General features: G+C 73.3%; 16 protein-coding genes. 9 read left to right on the forward strand and 7 right to left on the reverse strand.

Going from position 1 to position 15276, the window contains the following annotated elements; translation table 11 throughout:
* A partial coding sequence (locus tag ACFWW8_RS29150) for a biotin carboxylase N-terminal domain-containing protein (RefSeq protein WP_373303219.1) occupies window positions 1-67 on the reverse strand: 67 nt, incomplete at its 3' end.
* A gap of 358 nt (window positions 68-425) precedes the next feature.
* Here ACFWW8_RS29150 and ACFWW8_RS29155 point away from each other — a divergent pair.
* Window positions 426-908 (forward strand): hypothetical protein, encoded by a 483-nt coding sequence (locus ACFWW8_RS29155; RefSeq protein ID WP_386533175.1) that lies wholly within the window; start codon window positions 426-428, stop codon window positions 906-908.
* Here ACFWW8_RS29155 and ACFWW8_RS29160 read toward each other — a convergent pair.
* The 4 genes from ACFWW8_RS29160 to ACFWW8_RS29175 form a co-directional block, all read right to left on the reverse strand.
* Window positions 889-1503 carry a Maf family protein gene (locus ACFWW8_RS29160; protein WP_386533178.1) on the reverse strand — a complete coding sequence of 205 codons (615 nt, stop codon included), beginning with the start codon at window positions 1501-1503 and terminating at the stop codon, window positions 889-891. The genes ACFWW8_RS29155 and ACFWW8_RS29160 overlap by 20 nt on opposite strands.
* A gap of 145 nt (window positions 1504-1648) precedes the next feature.
* Window positions 1649-1780, reverse strand: coding sequence for a morphogenic membrane protein MmpB (gene mmpB / locus ACFWW8_RS29165; RefSeq protein ID WP_267718349.1), 132 nt, complete (start codon window positions 1778-1780; stop codon window positions 1649-1651).
* Window positions 1781-1868: 88 nt separating this feature from the next.
* On the reverse strand, window positions 1869-2078 hold the full coding sequence (locus ACFWW8_RS29170; RefSeq protein ID WP_386533180.1) for an acyl-CoA carboxylase epsilon subunit: 210 nt from the start codon (window positions 2076-2078) through the stop codon (window positions 1869-1871).
* A 26-nt stretch (window positions 2079-2104) separates the two neighbouring features.
* Window positions 2105-3700: an acyl-CoA carboxylase subunit beta gene (locus ACFWW8_RS29175; RefSeq protein ID WP_386533183.1), complete on the reverse strand. Its 1596-nt coding sequence runs from the start codon at window positions 3698-3700 to the stop codon at window positions 2105-2107.
* Window positions 3701-3831: 131 nt separating this feature from the next.
* Here ACFWW8_RS29175 and ACFWW8_RS29180 point away from each other — a divergent pair, with 131 nt between their 5' ends.
* The 5 genes from ACFWW8_RS29180 to hutH all read left to right on the forward strand — a co-directional run bounded on the left by ACFWW8_RS29180 (window position 3832) and on the right by hutH (window position 10607).
* The gene (locus ACFWW8_RS29180; protein WP_386533186.1) at window positions 3832-4698 is read left to right on the forward strand and encodes a biotin--[acetyl-CoA-carboxylase] ligase; all 867 of its coding nucleotides are present in this window, start codon (window positions 3832-3834) and stop codon (window positions 4696-4698) included.
* A gap of 245 nt (window positions 4699-4943) precedes the next feature.
* Window positions 4944-6101, forward strand: coding sequence for an adenylate/guanylate cyclase domain-containing protein (locus tag ACFWW8_RS29185; RefSeq protein WP_383932227.1), 1158 nt, complete (start codon window positions 4944-4946; stop codon window positions 6099-6101).
* 301 nt (window positions 6102-6402) lie between these two features.
* Window positions 6403-7206 carry an enoyl-CoA hydratase/isomerase family protein gene (locus tag ACFWW8_RS29190; RefSeq protein ID WP_386533189.1) on the forward strand — a complete coding sequence of 268 codons (804 nt, stop codon included), beginning with the start codon at window positions 6403-6405 and terminating at the stop codon, window positions 7204-7206.
* Between the two features lie 558 nt (window positions 7207-7764).
* The gene (locus tag ACFWW8_RS29195) at window positions 7765-8877 is read left to right on the forward strand and encodes a diguanylate cyclase domain-containing protein (protein ID WP_386533192.1); all 1113 of its coding nucleotides are present in this window, start codon (window positions 7765-7767) and stop codon (window positions 8875-8877) included.
* 188 nt (window positions 8878-9065) lie between these two features.
* On the forward strand, window positions 9066-10607 hold the full coding sequence (gene hutH / locus ACFWW8_RS29200) for a histidine ammonia-lyase (RefSeq protein ID WP_386533360.1): 1542 nt from the start codon (window positions 9066-9068) through the stop codon (window positions 10605-10607).
* A 103-nt stretch (window positions 10608-10710) separates the two neighbouring features.
* Here the strand turns inward: hutH and ACFWW8_RS29205 are convergent, their stop codons facing one another.
* The gene (locus ACFWW8_RS29205; protein ID WP_386533195.1) at window positions 10711-11046 is read right to left on the reverse strand and encodes a hypothetical protein; all 336 of its coding nucleotides are present in this window, start codon (window positions 11044-11046) and stop codon (window positions 10711-10713) included.
* Window positions 11047-11153: 107 nt separating this feature from the next.
* On the opposite strand from ACFWW8_RS29205, the gene ACFWW8_RS29210 reads away from it, so the two are divergent.
* Complete coding sequence (locus tag ACFWW8_RS29210; protein WP_386533198.1) at window positions 11154-11495, forward strand: hypothetical protein; 342 nt, start codon at window positions 11154-11156, stop codon at window positions 11493-11495.
* 146 nt (window positions 11496-11641) lie between these two features.
* A complete protein-coding gene (locus tag ACFWW8_RS29215; RefSeq protein WP_386533201.1) occupies window positions 11642-12898 on the forward strand; it encodes an Ig-like domain-containing protein in 1257 nt (418 codons plus the stop codon).
* A 94-nt stretch (window positions 12899-12992) separates the two neighbouring features.
* Here the strand turns inward: ACFWW8_RS29215 and ACFWW8_RS29220 are convergent, their stop codons facing one another.
* On the reverse strand, window positions 12993-13889 hold the full coding sequence (locus ACFWW8_RS29220; protein WP_386533204.1) for a helix-turn-helix domain-containing protein: 897 nt from the start codon (window positions 13887-13889) through the stop codon (window positions 12993-12995).
* Window positions 13890-14127: 238 nt separating this feature from the next.
* On the opposite strand from ACFWW8_RS29220, the gene ACFWW8_RS29225 reads away from it, so the two are divergent.
* Window positions 14128-15174: an NAD(P)-dependent alcohol dehydrogenase gene (locus ACFWW8_RS29225; RefSeq protein ID WP_386533206.1), complete on the forward strand. Its 1047-nt coding sequence runs from the start codon at window positions 14128-14130 to the stop codon at window positions 15172-15174.
* Window positions 15175-15276 lie beyond the last annotated feature (102 nt).

Here is a 15276-nt window from a genome sequence, read left to right on the forward strand (position 1 = left end):
CGTCCCGGCAGGCCCGGGCAACGCGGACAGCGATTTCGCCACGGTTGGCGATGAGCACCTTGCGCACGATGGCTCCCTCCTTGAAAACAAGCTGAGTTTAGGGACAGCCCACACGGCCTTTCGACCCTTTCCCGGTGGTGACCTTGCCCACACGGAATGTGACGCGTGGTCCGATCCAGCGGAAAACCCTTGTGGCGCCCCAGGTCAGGGGGATCCCCGACTGCACAGTAACCCTGTCGTGTGGCCGGGGTCTCTGTCCGGCCGGTCAGCGGGCCCGGGTGATTCTTTGTGGAGTCCCTACGAACGGCCCGCGTTTTCTTTGCCTGATCGCCACGCCGGGGGCTCCTTCCGCAACCCAGGGGGCCCGACCCCTTGTCCGCACGTTTACCCGTTAGTAGCCTCCAGGCGTCGAACACGCTTGTGACGTGTGGGGGGTGGACGTCGTGCTGCGCAGACTCGTGGCCGCACTGGCCGCGATCGTGCTGGTCGCGGAAGCGGCGGTGCTCGTGCTCGTGCACGTCGTGCTGGGCCGCACGACGCAGAACCAGTCGATGTCCATCGCGGGGAGCGACCCGGACCTCATGTCCACGGCGACGTACGGACTCGGCGCCGGCATGGGAGCCTTCCTCGTGCTGTGCGCCGTGCTCGTCGCCGTCGCCGCCGTGCGCGACCGGGCCCCCGGCCGTTTCGCCCGCATCGTCCTGTTCACCGCCGCCGTCACCCACGGAGTGCTCGGCATCCTCGCCGTCGCACTCGTCGGCTGGGCCGCTTTCGTGGCGCTGATGCTGATCCTGTGTCTGCTCGTCCTGGTCCTGATGCTCTACGCCCCGGTGCCCGAGGGCCGCGCGGCGGCCCGGGACACGCCGCCGCCACCGCCGTTCGGGGAGCTCAGGCCCACAAATCCGTGATGGATACATCCAGTTCGCCGAGCAGGGAGCGCAGCAGCGGGAGCGACAGGCCGATCACGTTCCCGGGATCCCCGTCGATGCCGTCGATGAACGGCGCCGACAGCCCGTCCAGGGTGAACGCGCCCGCCACGTGGAGCGGCTCGCCGCTGGCCACGTACGCCGCGACCTCCGCGTCCGTCGGCTCGCCGAACCGGACCGTCGTGGACGCCGTGGCCGACACCCGGCGGCCGTCCGCCGTGTCGATCACGCAGTGCCCGGTGCGCAGCACGCCCGACCGCCCGCGCATCGACTTCCAGCGCGCGGTGGCCTCCTCGGCGTCCGCCGGCTTGCCCAGGGCCTCGCCGTCCAGCTCCAGCACGGAGTCGCAGCCGATGACCAGGGCGCCCGCCGCCTCCTCCAGGCCCGCCACGACGCCGGCCTTGGCCTCGGCGAGGGCCAGGGCCAGCTCGGACGGCGAGTCGGCCTGAAGGGCGTCCTCGTCGAAACCGCTGACGATCACGTGCGGGGCGAGGCCGGCCTGCCGCAGCAGGTTCAGCCGGGCGGGGGAGGCGGAGGCGAGGACGAGCGAGCGCGGTTCGGCAGTCATGGGGGCCATCGTAGGGGCGCGCGGACGGGGCCCCCGGAGGCGGTCCGGGACGACCCGGAGGAGGCCCCGGAGAGCGGTCGCGGGGCACGCCCCGGGAAGCGGCGCGGACCGCGGTCCGGAAGCCGGCGCCCGGGAGAGCGGCGCGGGACGCGGTCTAGAAGCCGACGCCCAGGACGTAGACCACCACGAGCATCGCGAGCCCCAGGACCAGGGTCAGCCGCCGGATCATCGCCTGCGCGTCGCGCATGTCCTTCGGGGGCTCGTTCTTCGGATCGGACCAGAGCATGCCCCGATCCTGGCCCCGGGACGGGGGTGGCGCCTGAGTACCCGTACTCAGGCGCCACCCCCCGTTCACACCATCTTTCGCGCGCGGGCTAGCCCGGCCAGTACGTACGGCCCCACGCGGCCGGCCCCGGCTGCGGCAGCCGGTGCGCCGCCAGCCGGGACGGCGCGGACCACGCGTCGGGCACCCGCGGCGCCTCCGACGGTGCCGATGCCAGCGCCGCCGCACGCGCCTGGACCACCGCCAGTGCGGCGGCCAGCTCCTCCGGGGTCGGATTGCCCTTGACGACCTTGATCACCACTGTGCGCTCCTCACGGTCTCGGCGGTCTAGAGGGGGATGTTGCCGTGCTTCTTCGGCGGCAGGGACTCCCGCTTGGTGCGCAGCTGGCGCAGCCCCTTCACCACGTGCGCGCGCGTCTCGGACGGCATCACCACCGCGTCGACGTACCCGCGCTCGGCGGCCGTGTACGGGTTGAGCAGCGCGTCCTCGTACTCGGTGATGAGCCGCGCCCGGGTCTCCTCGCCCTCGCCGGCGGCCTCCGCCTCGGCGATGGTCCGCCGGTGCAGGATGTTGACCGCGCCCTGCGCGCCCATCACGGCGATCTGGGCGGTCGGCCAGGCCAGGTTGAGGTCCGCGCCGAGGTGCTTGGAGCCCATGACGTCGTAGGCACCGCCGAAGGCCTTGCGGGTGATGACGGTGATCAGGGGGACGGTGGCCTCGGCGTAGGCGTAGATCAGCTTCGCGCCGCGCCGGATGATCCCGTTGTACTCCTGGTCGGTGCCCGGGAGGAAGCCCGGTACGTCCACGAACGTCAGCACCGGGACGTTGAACGCGTCGCACGTCCGGACGAAGCGGGCCGCCTTCTCGGAGGCGTCGATGTCCAGACAGCCGGCGAACTGCATCGGCTGGTTGGCGACGATGCCGACCGGGTGGCCCTCGACCCGGCCGAAGCCGGTGAGGATGTTCGGGGCGAACAGGGACTGCGTCTCCAGGAACTCCGCGTCGTCCAGCACGTGCTCGATCACGGTGTGCATGTCGTACGGCTGGTTCGCGCTGTCCGGGATGAGGACGTCGAGCTCGCGGTCGGTGTCCGAGACCGCGGTGTCGGCCTCCTCGGGGAAGGCAGGGGCCTCGGAGAGGTTGTTCGACGGCAGGTAGGAGAGCAGCGATTTGACGTACTCGATCGCGTCCTTCTCGTCCCCGGCCATGTGGTGGGCCACGCCGGAGGTGGCGTTGTGCGTCCGGGCGCCGCCCAGCTCCTCGAAGCCCACGTCCTCGCCGGTGACGGTCTTGATGACGTCCGGGCCGGTGATGAACATGTGCGAGGTCTGGTCGACCATGACCGTGAAGTCGGTGATGGCGGGGGAGTACACGGCGCCGCCGGCGCACGGCCCGACGACGAGGCTGATCTGCGGGATCACGCCGGACGCGTGAACGTTGCGGCGGAAGATCTCGCCGTACATGCCCAGAGCGCTGACGCCCTCCTGGATGCGGGCGCCACCGGAGTCGTTGATGCCGACGAGCGGACAGCCGGTCTTCAGCGCGAAGTCCATGACCTTCATGATCTTCTGGCCGTAGACCTCGCCGAGGGCCCCGCCGAAGACGGTGAAGTCCTGCGAGAAGACGGCGACGGGCCGCCCGTCCACGGTGCCGTAGCCGGTGACGACGCCGTCGCCGTACGGCCGCGTCTTCTCCAGCCCGAAGTTGGTGGAGCGGTGCCGGGCGAACTCGTCGAGCTCGACGAAGGACCCCTCGTCCAGGAGCAGGGCCACCCGCTCGCGCGCCGTCAGCTTTCCTTTGGCGTGCTGCTTCTCCACGGCCCGCGCGGACCCGGCGTGGGTGGCTTCGTCGACGCGGCGCTGCAGATCCGCGATCTTGCCCGCGGTGGTGTGCATGTCGATCGGCTCTGACGGTTGTGACATCGGGGTCGCGGCTCCCTGCGTGGTGTCAACGGCCTGGTCAATTGATTGACTACTGCTGGCTACTGGTGCGTAGCGTATCGGCGGGCATGGCGCTCGGCAGTGCGGCGTTTGACACACCTACATTGGGTTGCATGACGCCTTCAGATGCATCAGCCGGAGCTTCCGCCGGACGCTGGTCGAGCCTGGACCGGCCGCCGCTCAACGCCGCGGGCCTGCAGCGGGCCCTCGTCGTCGAGGGAGGCCTGTGGACCTCCCTGGAGGTGGTCCCCGCCACCGGGTCCACCAACAGCGACCTCGCCGCCCGGGCCGCGACGCTGCCCGAGGGGGCCGTGCTCGTCGCCGAGGAGCAGACCGCCGGGCGCGGGCGGCTCGACCGCAGCTGGGTCGCGCCGCCCCGGTCCGGCCTGTTCTTCTCCGTCCTGCTCAAGCCGGGCGACGCGGTGCCGCAGGAGCGCTGGGGCTGGCTGACCCTGCTGGCGGGGGTCGCCACCGCGACCGGGCTGTCCCGGGCGGCGGGCGTGGACACCGCCCTCAAGTGGCCCAACGACCTGCTGGTCACCGTGGACGGCGACGAGCGCAAGGCCGGCGGGATCCTCGCCGAGCGGGTCGCCGAAGGAGTGGTTCTCGGGATCGGGCTCAACGTCACCCTCACCGAGGACGAGCTGCCGGTGCCGGCCGCCGGGTCCCTCGCCCTGGCCAAGGCGTCCGTCACCGACCGCGACCCCCTGCTGCGGGCCGTGCTGCGGTCCCTGGAGGAGTGGTACGGGAACTGGCGCGCGGCCGGCGGAGACCCCGCCGCCAGCGGCCTCCAGGAGACCTACGCGGCGGGCTGCGCCACCCTCGGCCGGCACGTGCGCGCGGAGCTCCCCGGCGGGCGCACCCTCACCGGAACGGCCGAAGCGGTGGACGCCGACGGCCGCCTGGTGATCCGTACGGCCGAGGACCGGCACGAGGCGGTGGGCGCGGGCGACGTGATCCACCTGCGCTCCGTCCACTGAGGCACCGCCGGGGCCGCCTCCCCGCCCGTTTCCCGCCCCGCCCCGCCGTCCACGCGGCTCCCCGCCCGTTTCCCCCGTACGGCCCAGGGGCCGGGCCGACCTGGGCGCGGGCGGGGGAGTGCTCAAAGAACGAGCAGGGGGAGTGAGCTACGGCACACCTGCCGTATGGTTTAGGCGATCCCAGTGCTCGTGGTGATCAACCGGTTCGGCAGGGCATTGCGCACGGAATGGACAGGAGGCGGCCCTTGACCGTCGACGACCCTTCGCCCAGCGCCTCCTCCAACGGGCCCGGGACCGGTCCCGGCACCCCCATCGGGCGGGACCAGCACACGTCCCACCACGAGGTCGACTACACGGCGCAGCCGACGGCGGATCCGCTCGCCATCCGGCTGGAGCAGCTGATCCTCGGCGCCGAGCGCCGCTACACCCCCTTCCAGGCCGCCCGCAGTGCCGGCGTCTCGATGGAGCTGGCCTCGCGCTTCTGGCGGGCCATGGGCTTCGCCGACATCGGCCAGGCCAAGGCGCTGACGGAGGCGGACGTACTGGCGCTGCGCCGGCTCGCGGGCCTGGTGGAGGCCGGGCTGCTGTCCGAGCCGATGGCGGTGCAGGTGGCGCGGTCCACCGGGCAGACCACGGCGCGGCTGGCGGAGTGGCAGATCGACTCGTTCCTGGAGGGGCTGACGGAGCCGCCTGAGCCGGGGATGACCCGTACGGAGGTCACGTACCCGCTGGTCGAGCTGCTGCTGCCGGAGCTGGAGGAGTTCCTCGTCTACGTGTGGCGGCGCCAGCTGGCGGCCGCGACCGGGCGGGTGGTGCAGGTGGCGGACGACGAGGAGATGGTCGACCGGCGGCTCGCGGTGGGCTTCGCGGACCTGGTGGGCTTCACCCGGCTGACGCGGCGGCTGGAGGAGGAGGAGCTCGGCGAGCTGGTCGAGGCCTTCGAGACGACGGCGGCGGACCTGGTGGCCGCGCACGGCGGCCGGCTGATCAAGACGCTGGGCGACGAGGTGCTGTACTGCGCCGACGAGGCGGCGACGGCGGCGGAGATCGCGCTGCGGCTCATCGAGACGATGGAGGCGGACCCGCAGATGCCCGAGCTGCGGGTCGGGATCGCCTTCGGCACGGTGACGACCCGGATGGGCGACGTCTTCGGGACCACGGTGAACCTGGCGAGCAGGCTGACGTCGATAGCGCCGAAGGACGCGGTGCTGGTGGACGGCGCGATGGCCGAGGAGCTGGGCCGGACCGGGGCCGCGCCGGTGTCGGAGAAGGAGGCCGAGTCGGAGGAGGGCGGCGGCGGGTACCGCTTCGCGCTCCAGCCGATGTGGCAGCGGCCCGTGCGCGGGCTCGGCGTCGTGGAACCGTGGTCGCTGACGCGGCGCAAGCGGGCGGGCTCGGCGTAGGGCCTCCCGGCCGGGTGGGCGGGGTGCGCGCAGCGGGGCCGGGCGCACCCGTGCGGCGGGGTGGCCGGGCGGGGGCGTCGGGGCCGCGGACCGGTCGGGCGGGTGCCGGGCGCGGCGCGGGCCTCCGGCGGGCCCGGGGAGATGCGGGCGGCCGGTGTGCGGTGCGGCGGCGGCGGTGTGCGGTGCGGTGTGCGGTGCGGTGTGCGGTGCGGCGTGCGGGCGACGGGTGCGGGCCTGGTCCGGCGCGGACGGCACCCCCTAGGATCCCGGTAACGTTCGTTAACCGGGAGGGCCTGTGCCAGTGGAACCGTCGGCTGTCGAGTCGGAATTCGTATCGGTGCGCCGCCACGGCGATGACGGGGTCGTGGAGCTGGTCCTGGACCGCCCGAAGGCCATGAACGCGGTCTCGACCGAGATGGCCCGCGCCATCGGGGCGGCCTGCGCGGGTCTCGCCGCCGATCCGTCCGTGAGGGTCGTCGTCGTCTCCTCGGCCGCCGAGCGGGCCTTCTGTGTCGGGGCGGACCTCAAGGAGCGGAACTCGCTGTCGGACGCCGAGCTGGTACGGCAGCGGCCGACCACGCGGGGGGCGTACGGGGGCGTGCTGGAGCTGCCGATGCCCACGATCGCGGCGGTGCACGGGTACGCCCTCGGCGGCGGCTTCGAGCTGGCGCTGGCCTGCGACGTGATCGTCGCCGACGAGACGACGGTGGTCGGCCTGCCCGAGGTGTCCGTGGGCGTCATCCCCGGCGGCGGCGGCACGCAGCTGCTGCCGCGCCGGGTGGGCGCGGCCCGGGCCGCCGAGCTGATCTTCACGGCGCGCCGGGTCGAGGCCGCCGAGGCGCTGTCCCTGGGGCTGGTGGACTCCGTGGTCGCGGCCGGTACGGACACGGCGGAGGCACTGGCGCTGGCGGCCCGGATGGCGGCGAACTCCCCGGTGGGGCTGCGGGCGGCCAAGCGGGCGCTGCGGCTGGGGCACGGGATGGACCTCCAGGCCGGTCTGGAGATCGAGGACGCGGCCTGGCGCACGGTGGCCTTCTCGGGGGACCGCGCGGAGGGCGTGGCGGCGTTCAACGAGAAGCGGAAGCCGAACTGGCCCGGGCAGTAGCCCCGGCCGTGCGCTGACCGGCCCGGCCCGGCGCTGTCCGGCTCGGCCCAGGCGGGGCCCCGCCACGCCGAACCTAACCGGCCCGGCCCGGCCCGGCCCAGGTCAGGCCAGGCCTGGCCGGGCCAGGTCAGGCCCAGGTCAGGCCCAGGTCAGGCCCAGGTCAGGCCCAGGCCCGGTCAGGCCCGGTCAGGCCCGGCCCTGGTCCGGCGGCGCCCGGCCTGGCCCGGTCATGCCTCGCCCCGCCCCGCCACGCCGGGCCTGACCGGCCCGGCCCAGGTCGGGCGTGGCGCCGCCCGGCCCCGCGCGAGCGCCCGGCGAGCAGCCGCTGTCGGCGGCTCGGCCCGCGGCCGGTCGAACGGCCGTAGTGCGGAGCCGCCGTGCGACGGCCCGCCTCCCGTACCGGACCGGTTGCGCCGGCGTCGGGTCCCCTGGCTCCGTCAGCGGCCGTGCCCCGGCGCCACCCGGCCCGGGCCCGGGCCGGGTGGCGCCGGGACTTCGGGGTGGTGGAATGCCGCGCCAAATTATCACTAAATCAGACAAACCCCCTAACCTGGGGTGATGGGCGTAGACGCACGGCTCCGGGCCGTGGTGGGACTCGCGCAGGCCATGGCCGCGGCGTGCGCGCCGCAGGACAGCGTGCGGGCGGCCGCGCGCGGGGCGCGGGTGGCGATGGACGGGTCGTTCGCCGCGATCTCCGCCTGGGAGCGGGAGCGGGGCCGCCTGCGGGTGCTCGTGAACGAGGGGGAGCGGCGGGCCGGCGAGGAGGAGTTCCCCGAGGACGAGTCCTACCCCGTGCACGACTTCCCCGAGATCACCGAGTTCCTGCACGAGCGCTGGGCCGGCGGCGGCGGCCCGCACGCCTGGGTCGAGAGCGCCGCGGGCAACCGTCCCGGACGGCGCGGTGAGTGCCTGCGCCGCCGCGGGCGCGGTACGTGCGTGGTGGCGCCGATCGTGCTCAGCGGGAGGGCCTGGGGGGAGCTGTACGTGGCCCGGGACGAGGGCCTTCCGGACTTCGACGAGGACGACGCGGAGTTCGCGACCGTCCTCGCCGCGGTGGTCGCGGCGGGGCTCGCGCAGAACGAGCGGCTGGCGGAGGCCCGGCGCCTCGCCTTCACCGATCCGCTGACCGGGCTCGCCAACCGGCGGGCGGTGGACATGCGGCTCGACGAGGCACTGGAGGAGCACCGGCGCACCGGGGCCGTGGTGAGTCTGGCCGTCTGTGACCTCAACGGGCTCAAAAGGGTCAACGACACCCTGGGCCACGCGATGGGCGACCGGCTGCTGGAGCGGTTCGGGTCCGTGCTGAGCCTGTGCGGTGCCATGCTGCCGGGCGCGCTGGTGGCGCGGCTGGGCGGGGACGAGTTCTGCCTGGTGAGCGCGGGGCCCACGGCGGACGAGGTGGTACGGGTCGCCGAGGAGGTGTGCGCCCGGGCGGCCGAGCTGGAGCTGGGGGAGGGCGTCGCCATCGGGGTGGCCTCCACCGGGGATCCGATCGGGCTGGTGAAGTCCTCCCGGCGGCTGTTCCGGCTTGCGGACGCGGCCCAGTACAAGGCGAAGGCCGCGCGCTCCGCCAAGCCCGTGGTCGCGGGCCGGGACACGGCCGTGGTGCGCCTCGCGGACGCCCCGCCCCAGGGGCCCGGCGACCGCCGCCGCTTCCGCGGCCGCGAGTGACCGGCAGGCCCCCGGGACCTCGCGGGGGCGGGAACGCGGCCCGCCCCGCGCCTGCCCCCGCCTCCCCCGGCGCGGTCGGGAGCCCCCGTCCCCGCCTCCCGCGGCACGGGCCGGAGCCGCGTAAGGAGCCCTCGTAGAAGTCGCTAGTGACATGAAGGGATTCAGTCCGTAGGGTGCTGAATATGGATATGCACACTGTCGTGGTGGGGACGTCCGGGGTCACCGCCGAGGACGTCATCGCCGTCGCCCGCGGCAACGCCCGGATCGAGCTGTCCGGCGAGGCGCTCGACGCGCTCGCCCGCGCCCGCGCGATCGTCGACGCCCTCGCCGCCAAGCCCGAGCCCGTCTACGGGGTGTCCACCGGGTTCGGCGCCCTCGCCTCCCGGCACATCAGCCCCGAGCTGCGCGCCCAGCTCCAGCGCAACATCGTCCGCTCGCACGCCGCCGGCATGGGGCCGCGCGTCGAGCGGGAGGTCGTGCGCGCCCTGATGTTCCTGCGGCTGAAGACGGTCGCTTCCGGGCACACCGGAGTCCGCCCCTCCGTGGCCCAGACCATGGCCGACGTGCTGAACGCGGGCATCACCCCCGTCGTCCACGAATACGGCTCCCTCGGCTGCTCCGGCGACCTCGCGCCCCTCTCCCACTGTGCGCTCGCGCTCATGGGCGAGGGTGACGCGGAGGGCCCGGACGGGACCGTACGCCCCGCCGGCGAGTTGCTCGCCGAGGCGGGCATCGAGCCCGTCGAGCTCCGCGAGAAGGAGGGCCTGGCCCTCCTCAACGGCACCGACGGCATGCTCGGCATGCTGGTCATGGCCCTCGCCGACCTCGGCAGGCTGTACACCTCCGCCGACATCACCGCCGCGCTCACCCTGGAGGCGCTGCTCGGCACCGAGAAGGTCCTGGCGCCCGAGCTGCACGCCATCCGCCCGCACCCGGGCCAGGGCGCCTCCGCCGCGAACATGGCCGCCGTCCTGAAGGGCTCCGGGCTCGTCCGGCACTACCAGGAGGAGACCGCCCCGCGGGTCCAGGACGCCTACTCCGTGCGCTGCGCCCCCCAGGTGGCCGGCGCGGGCCGCGACACCATGGCGCACGCCGCCCTCGTGGCCTCCCGCGAGCTGGCCGCCGCCGTCGACAACCCGGTGGTCCTGCCCGACGGACGCGTGGAGTCCAACGGCAACTTCCACGGCGCCCCGGTCGCCTACGTGCTGGACTTCCTCGCCATCGCCGCCGCCGACCTCGGCTCCATCGCCGAGCGCCGCACCGACCGGCTGCTCGACAAGAACCGCAGCCACGGCCTGCCGCCGTTCCTGGCGGACGACGCCGGCGTGGACTCCGGTCTGATGATCGCCCAGTACACGCAGGCCGCCCTGGTCAGCGAGATGAAGCGGCTCGCGGTCCCGGCCTCCGCCGACTCCATCCCCTCCTCCGCCATGCAGGAGGACCACGTGTCCATGGGGTGGTCGGCGGCGCGCAAGCTCCGTACCGCCATCGACAACCTGACGCGGATCATCGCGATCGAGCTGTACGCGGCCACCCGCGCCATCGAGCTGCGCCACGGGCTGACCCCCGCCCCGGCCAGCCGCGCCGCCATCGCCGCCGCCCGGGCGGCGGGCGTGCAGGGTCCCGGGCCGGATCGTTTCCTCGCCCCTGACCTGGCCGCCGCGGACGAGTTCGTCCGTACGGGCGGGCTCCTCGCCGCCGTGGAACCGGTGACGGGCCCGCTGGCCTGATCCGGCCGGCGTCGCGCAGCGGAAGGGGCCGCCCCCCGACGGGGGGCGGCCCCTTCCGTTTCCGTTTCCGGGGGCGTCGCCCCGGCGCCCGCGGGTTCCGGCTCTAGGCCGCCCGGGAGCGGCGCACCGAGAAGACCACGAAGCCCGCCCCGAGGCCCAGGCAGGCGGTGCCGCCCAGCAGGTACGGGGTGGTGTCCACGGAGCCGGTGTCCGCGAGTAGGAGCGGCGCGGGCTTCCCGGCCGCGTGCGGGACGGCCCCGCCCGTGATGGTTCCGGTCGTCGCCGTGGCGGCGGGGCCCGTGCCGTTCGCGGCGGCGGGCGCGCCGGAACGGCCCGCGCCGGGACCCGGCGCGGCGGCACCCGCCGAGGGTACGAACCACAGGGCGGCGAGGAGGGTGGTCGCTCCGAGAGCGGTGAGCAGCGGTCGGCGTGCGGACACGGTGCGATCCCCCTTGTGGCAGCAGCGAATTGGCCGTGTGCGGTGATGCTACGGAAAGGGGCGGGTCGTGGGAAAGCCGGGGGTTCCCCGGGCTTACCCTCCGTCGTATGGAACCTTCTGAGACATCACGGTACGTACGGCTTCGGGTCGATTTGGTACTGGAGGTGCCCGATCCGGATGCACTCACCGGAGCCGCCCTCGCGCACATCAAGGCCGACGAGTTCATGCCGGACGAGGAGCGCGGCCACGCCGAGTCCGCCGTCCGCGAGGACGAGTCGGAGGCCCTCGCCTACCTCGTCGACCCCACTGACCTGGTCGTGGACATCCCCGGGGTGGAGCTCGCGCAGGCCTCCTGGAGCAGCGAGCCCGTTGAATACGACCCCGAGTCCATGGAGTGGGACCTGGACGAGGAAGATGGGGACTTCGACCAAGAAACCGACAACGCCTGACCGTGGGGTTGCCCACATCCCAACGGATGGTGGAACCGCACTCCGACGTCAACGCGTTGTCAGGGACGAGGCAGGGGGCTGTGTCCCCTGCCCGGCCATCCCCGCGACGGCAGCCGCGGGGTACCCGGCGACGATGGAGTGACGTGTTGAGGACGGACAGCAAGCGGCGGAGAAGGTCCCTGGTGGCCGTATCCGCCGTGCTCGGCGGCGTACTGGTGCTCTCGGCCTGCAGCGGCGAGGGCGGTGACAAGCCGAGCGCGAGCGAGACCAGCAAGTCCCAGGCGGACGTCGACGCGGCGGCGGCCAAGGACGCGTCCAAGGCCCGAATAGCCATCACTCCCAAGGACGGCGCGACCAACGTCGGCCTCAACGACGCCACCAACGTGGCCGTCACCGACGGCACCCTGACCAAGGTGGAGCTGAAGAGCTCCGAGGGCGCGGCCGTGGCAGGCAAGATCGCTGCCGACGGGAAGAGCTGGAAGCCCGACGGCGCCCTGAAGCGCTCCACGAAGTACGCCCTCGCGGCGACCGCGAAGGACGCCGACGGGCGCGAGGCGCACGAGAACGCCTCCTTCACGACCGTCTCTCCGGAGAACAGCTTCGTCGGCTCGTTCATCCCGGACGAGGGTCAGACCGTCGGCGTGGGCATGCCGGTCTCGATCACCTTCAACAAGCCGATCAAGGACCAGAAGGCCGTCCAGGCGGCCATCAACGTCAGCTCCAGCAGCGGCCAGGAGGTCGTCGGCCACTGGTTCGGATCGCAGCGCCTCGACTTCCGCCCGGAGCAGTACTGGCAGGCGAACTCCACCGTCACGCTGAAGCTGGCGCTGGAGGGCGTGCAGGGCGCTCCCGGGGTCCAGGGCGTCCAGAGCAAGACCGTCACCTTCAAGATCGGCCGCAGCCAGGTCTCCACGGTCGACGCGAAGACGAAGAAGATGACGGTCACCCGGGACGGCGCGGTCCTCAAGACCATCCCGATCTCGGCGGGCTCCCCCGAGAACCCGACGTACAACGGCCAGATGGTGATCTCCGAGAAGTTCAAGGAGACCCGGATGAACGGCGCCACCGTCGGCTTCACGGACGACGACGGCAAGGGCGAGTACGACATCAAGGACGTCCCGCACGCGATGCGGCTGTCCAACTCCGGCACCTTCATCCACGGCAACTACTGGGGAGCGGACTCGATCTTCGGCAGCGCCAACACCAGCCACGGCTGTGTCGGCCTGAACGACGCGAAGGGTGCCAACGACCCGAACCAGCCCGGCGCCTGGTTCTTCGACAACTCGCTGATCGGCGACGTCGTCACCGTGGTCAACTCCCCCGACAAGACCATCAAGCCCGACAACGGCCTCAACGGCTGGAACATGGGCTGGGCCGAGTGGAAGGCCGGCGCGGCCGTCTGACCTCCCGGTCCGCGTGAGAGAACCCGGCGGACGGCGGGGCCCGAAAGGGTCCCGCCGTCCGCTTCTCCGTGCGCGCCGGGGCGCCCCGTCCGGCCTAGGTGAGGGCCTGCGGCGGGGCCGGGGAGGGCTCCGGGGCGGCCGACGGCGTCGACCACGACGACAGCATCCGCAGGGCGTCGGACGACGGGGAGTCGGGCGCCGGGTGGAAGAGCACCAGCGCCTGCTCCGCGTCGTCGGGCAGCCGCAGGGTCTCGAACGCCAGGCTCAACTCGCCCACCAGCGGGTGCCGCAGCCGCTTCACCCCGTGGGTCTTGTCCGCGGCCACCGTGTGCGCCGCCCACAGCTGCCGGAACTCCTCGTTCTTCACCGACAGCTCGCCGACCAGCGCGGAGAGCTGCTCGTCCTCGGGGTGCCGGCCCGCGTACATCCGCAGGTTGCTCACCACCTCGCAGGCCCGGCACTCCCAGTCGGCGTACAGCTCCGCCGTCGCCGCGTCGAGGAACACCAGCCGCACCAGGTTCCGCTCCTGCGCGGGCAGCGCCCCGAAGTCCCCGAAGACCGCCGCGGCCAGCCGGTTCCAGGCGATGACGTCCTGCCGCCGCCCCACCAGGTACGCCGGTACGCCGTCCATCGCGTCCATCAGCGTGCGCAGCTCGGGCCGCACCTGCTGGGGGCGGTGCGCGCGGCTGCGCTGCTTGCGGGTCCTGGGGCGGGCCAGGTGGGTCAGGTGGGTGTACTCCGTGTCGTCGAGCCTCAGGGCCCGCGCGATCGCGTCCAGGACCTCCGCCGACACGTTGTGCCCGTTGCCCTGCTCCAGCCGCGTGTAGTACGCGACCGAGACCCCCGCCAGCTGGGCCAGCTCCTCCCGGCGCAGGCCTGGGACGCGCCGGTGGCGCCCGTAGTCGGGCAGGCCCACGTCCTCGGGGCGCAGGCGGGCCCGGCGGGAGCGCAGGAACTCGCCGAGTTCGGCTCGCTGATCAAGCTGGTCCATACCGCCAGTATCTCCGGGCGGCGCACGGGGCGCGGGCCCCAGCCTGACCCCGCCAGTGGTAGGTCCGGCAGTCCTAGGCAGGGCAGGGGGCTGGGTGAGGCCCGCCGCGCGGGGCACGCTGGAACGCGTACCGCGGCGCAGACGCCGCCCCGGTACGAGCGGGCGCCGCCACCGGTACGCACGGCACGGCAGCGCCGCACCGCACACCCCTACCGCGTCACCGCTGAGGAGCCCCACCATGTCCGTCACCCAGGTACCCGCCTACGCGGCCCCCGCCGCCAAGGCCCCGCTGGAGCGCACCACCGTCCCGCGCCGCCCGGTCGGCGAACACGACGTCCTCATCGACATCAAGTACGCCGGCATCTGTCACTCCGACATCCACCAGGCCCGCGAGGGCTGGGGCGAGGCGATCTTCCCGATGGTGCCCGGCCACGAGATCGCCGGCGTCGTCGCCGAGGTCGGCTCCGGCGTGACCCTGCACAAGGTCGGCGACCGCGTCGGCGTCGGCTGTTTCGTCGACTCCTGCCGGGAGTGCGAGTACTGCCTGCGCGGCCAGGAGCAGTACTGCGTCAAGGGCATGACCGGCACCTACAACGCCCTCGACAAGAACGGCGAGCCCACCTACGGCGGCTACTCCACGCACATCGTCGTCGACGAGAACTACACTCTCCGGATTCCGGAGGGCGTCGCCCTCGACGTCGCCGCCCCGCTGCTGTGCGCCGGCATCACGCTGTACTCGCCGCTGCGGCACTGGGGCGCCGGTCCCGGCAAGAAGGTGGCCATCGTCGGCCTCGGCGGTCTCGGCCACATGGGCGTGAAGATCGCGAACGCGCTGGGCGCCGAGGTCACCGTGCTGTCGCAGTCCCTGCGCAAGCGGGACGACGGGCTCAAGCTGGGCGCCTCGCACTACTACGCCACCAGCGACGAGACCACCTTCGAGAAGCTGGCCGGACACTTCGACCTGATCGTCTCCACCGTCTCCGCGCCGCTCCCCCTCGACGCCTACCTGGCGCTGCTGAAGGTCGACGGGGCGTTCGTGAACGTCGGCGCCCCGGAGGAGCCGGTGTCGCTGAACCTGTTCTCCGTCATCGGCGGCCGCAAGACCCTCGCCGGCTCGATGATCGGCGGCATCGCCGAGACGCAGGAGATGCTGGACTTCTGCGCCGAGCACGGGCTGGGAGCGGAGATCGAGCTGATCGGCGCCGACCAGATCAACGAGGCGTACGACCGGGTCGTGGCGAGCGACGTGCGCTACCGCTTCGTGATCGACACGGCGACCATCTGACGGCGCGTCCCGTGCGGCGCGTCCCGTGCGGCGCGCCGCACGGGAGCGGATGACGGTCCGGCCGCGCCCCACCCGAACGGGTGAGGCGCGGCGACCGGGGCC

The organism is Streptomyces sp. NPDC058701, assembly GCF_042715295.1.
In the GTDB taxonomy this organism is placed as follows: domain Bacteria; phylum Actinomycetota; class Actinomycetes; order Streptomycetales; family Streptomycetaceae; genus Streptomyces.

What these genes read in the sequence shown, in the direction of transcription:
- ACFWW8_RS29175 (WP_386533183.1), bottom strand. Translation starts at nt 3,700, where the DNA reads ATGTCACAACCGTCAGAGCCGATCGACATGCACACCACCGCGGGCAAG.
- ACFWW8_RS29195 (WP_386533192.1), top strand. Translation starts at nt 7,765, where the DNA reads ATGGGCGTAGACGCACGGCTCCGGGCCGTGGTGGGACTCGCGCAGGCC.
- ACFWW8_RS29225 (WP_386533206.1), top strand. Translation starts at nt 14,128, where the DNA reads ATGTCCGTCACCCAGGTACCCGCCTACGCGGCCCCCGCCGCCAAGGCC.
- ACFWW8_RS29160 (WP_386533178.1), bottom strand. Translation starts at nt 1,503, where the DNA reads ATGGCCCCCATGACTGCCGAACCGCGCTCGCTCGTCCTCGCCTCCGCC.
- mmpB (WP_267718349.1), bottom strand. Translation starts at nt 1,780, where the DNA reads ATGCTCTGGTCCGATCCGAAGAACGAGCCCCCGAAGGACATGCGCGAC.
- ACFWW8_RS29180 (WP_386533186.1), top strand. Translation starts at nt 3,832, where the DNA reads ATGACGCCTTCAGATGCATCAGCCGGAGCTTCCGCCGGACGCTGGTCG.
- hutH (WP_386533360.1), top strand. Translation starts at nt 9,066, where the DNA reads ATGCACACTGTCGTGGTGGGGACGTCCGGGGTCACCGCCGAGGACGTC.
- ACFWW8_RS29210 (WP_386533198.1), top strand. Translation starts at nt 11,154, where the DNA reads ATGGAACCTTCTGAGACATCACGGTACGTACGGCTTCGGGTCGATTTG.
- ACFWW8_RS29220 (WP_386533204.1), bottom strand. Translation starts at nt 13,889, where the DNA reads ATGGACCAGCTTGATCAGCGAGCCGAACTCGGCGAGTTCCTGCGCTCC.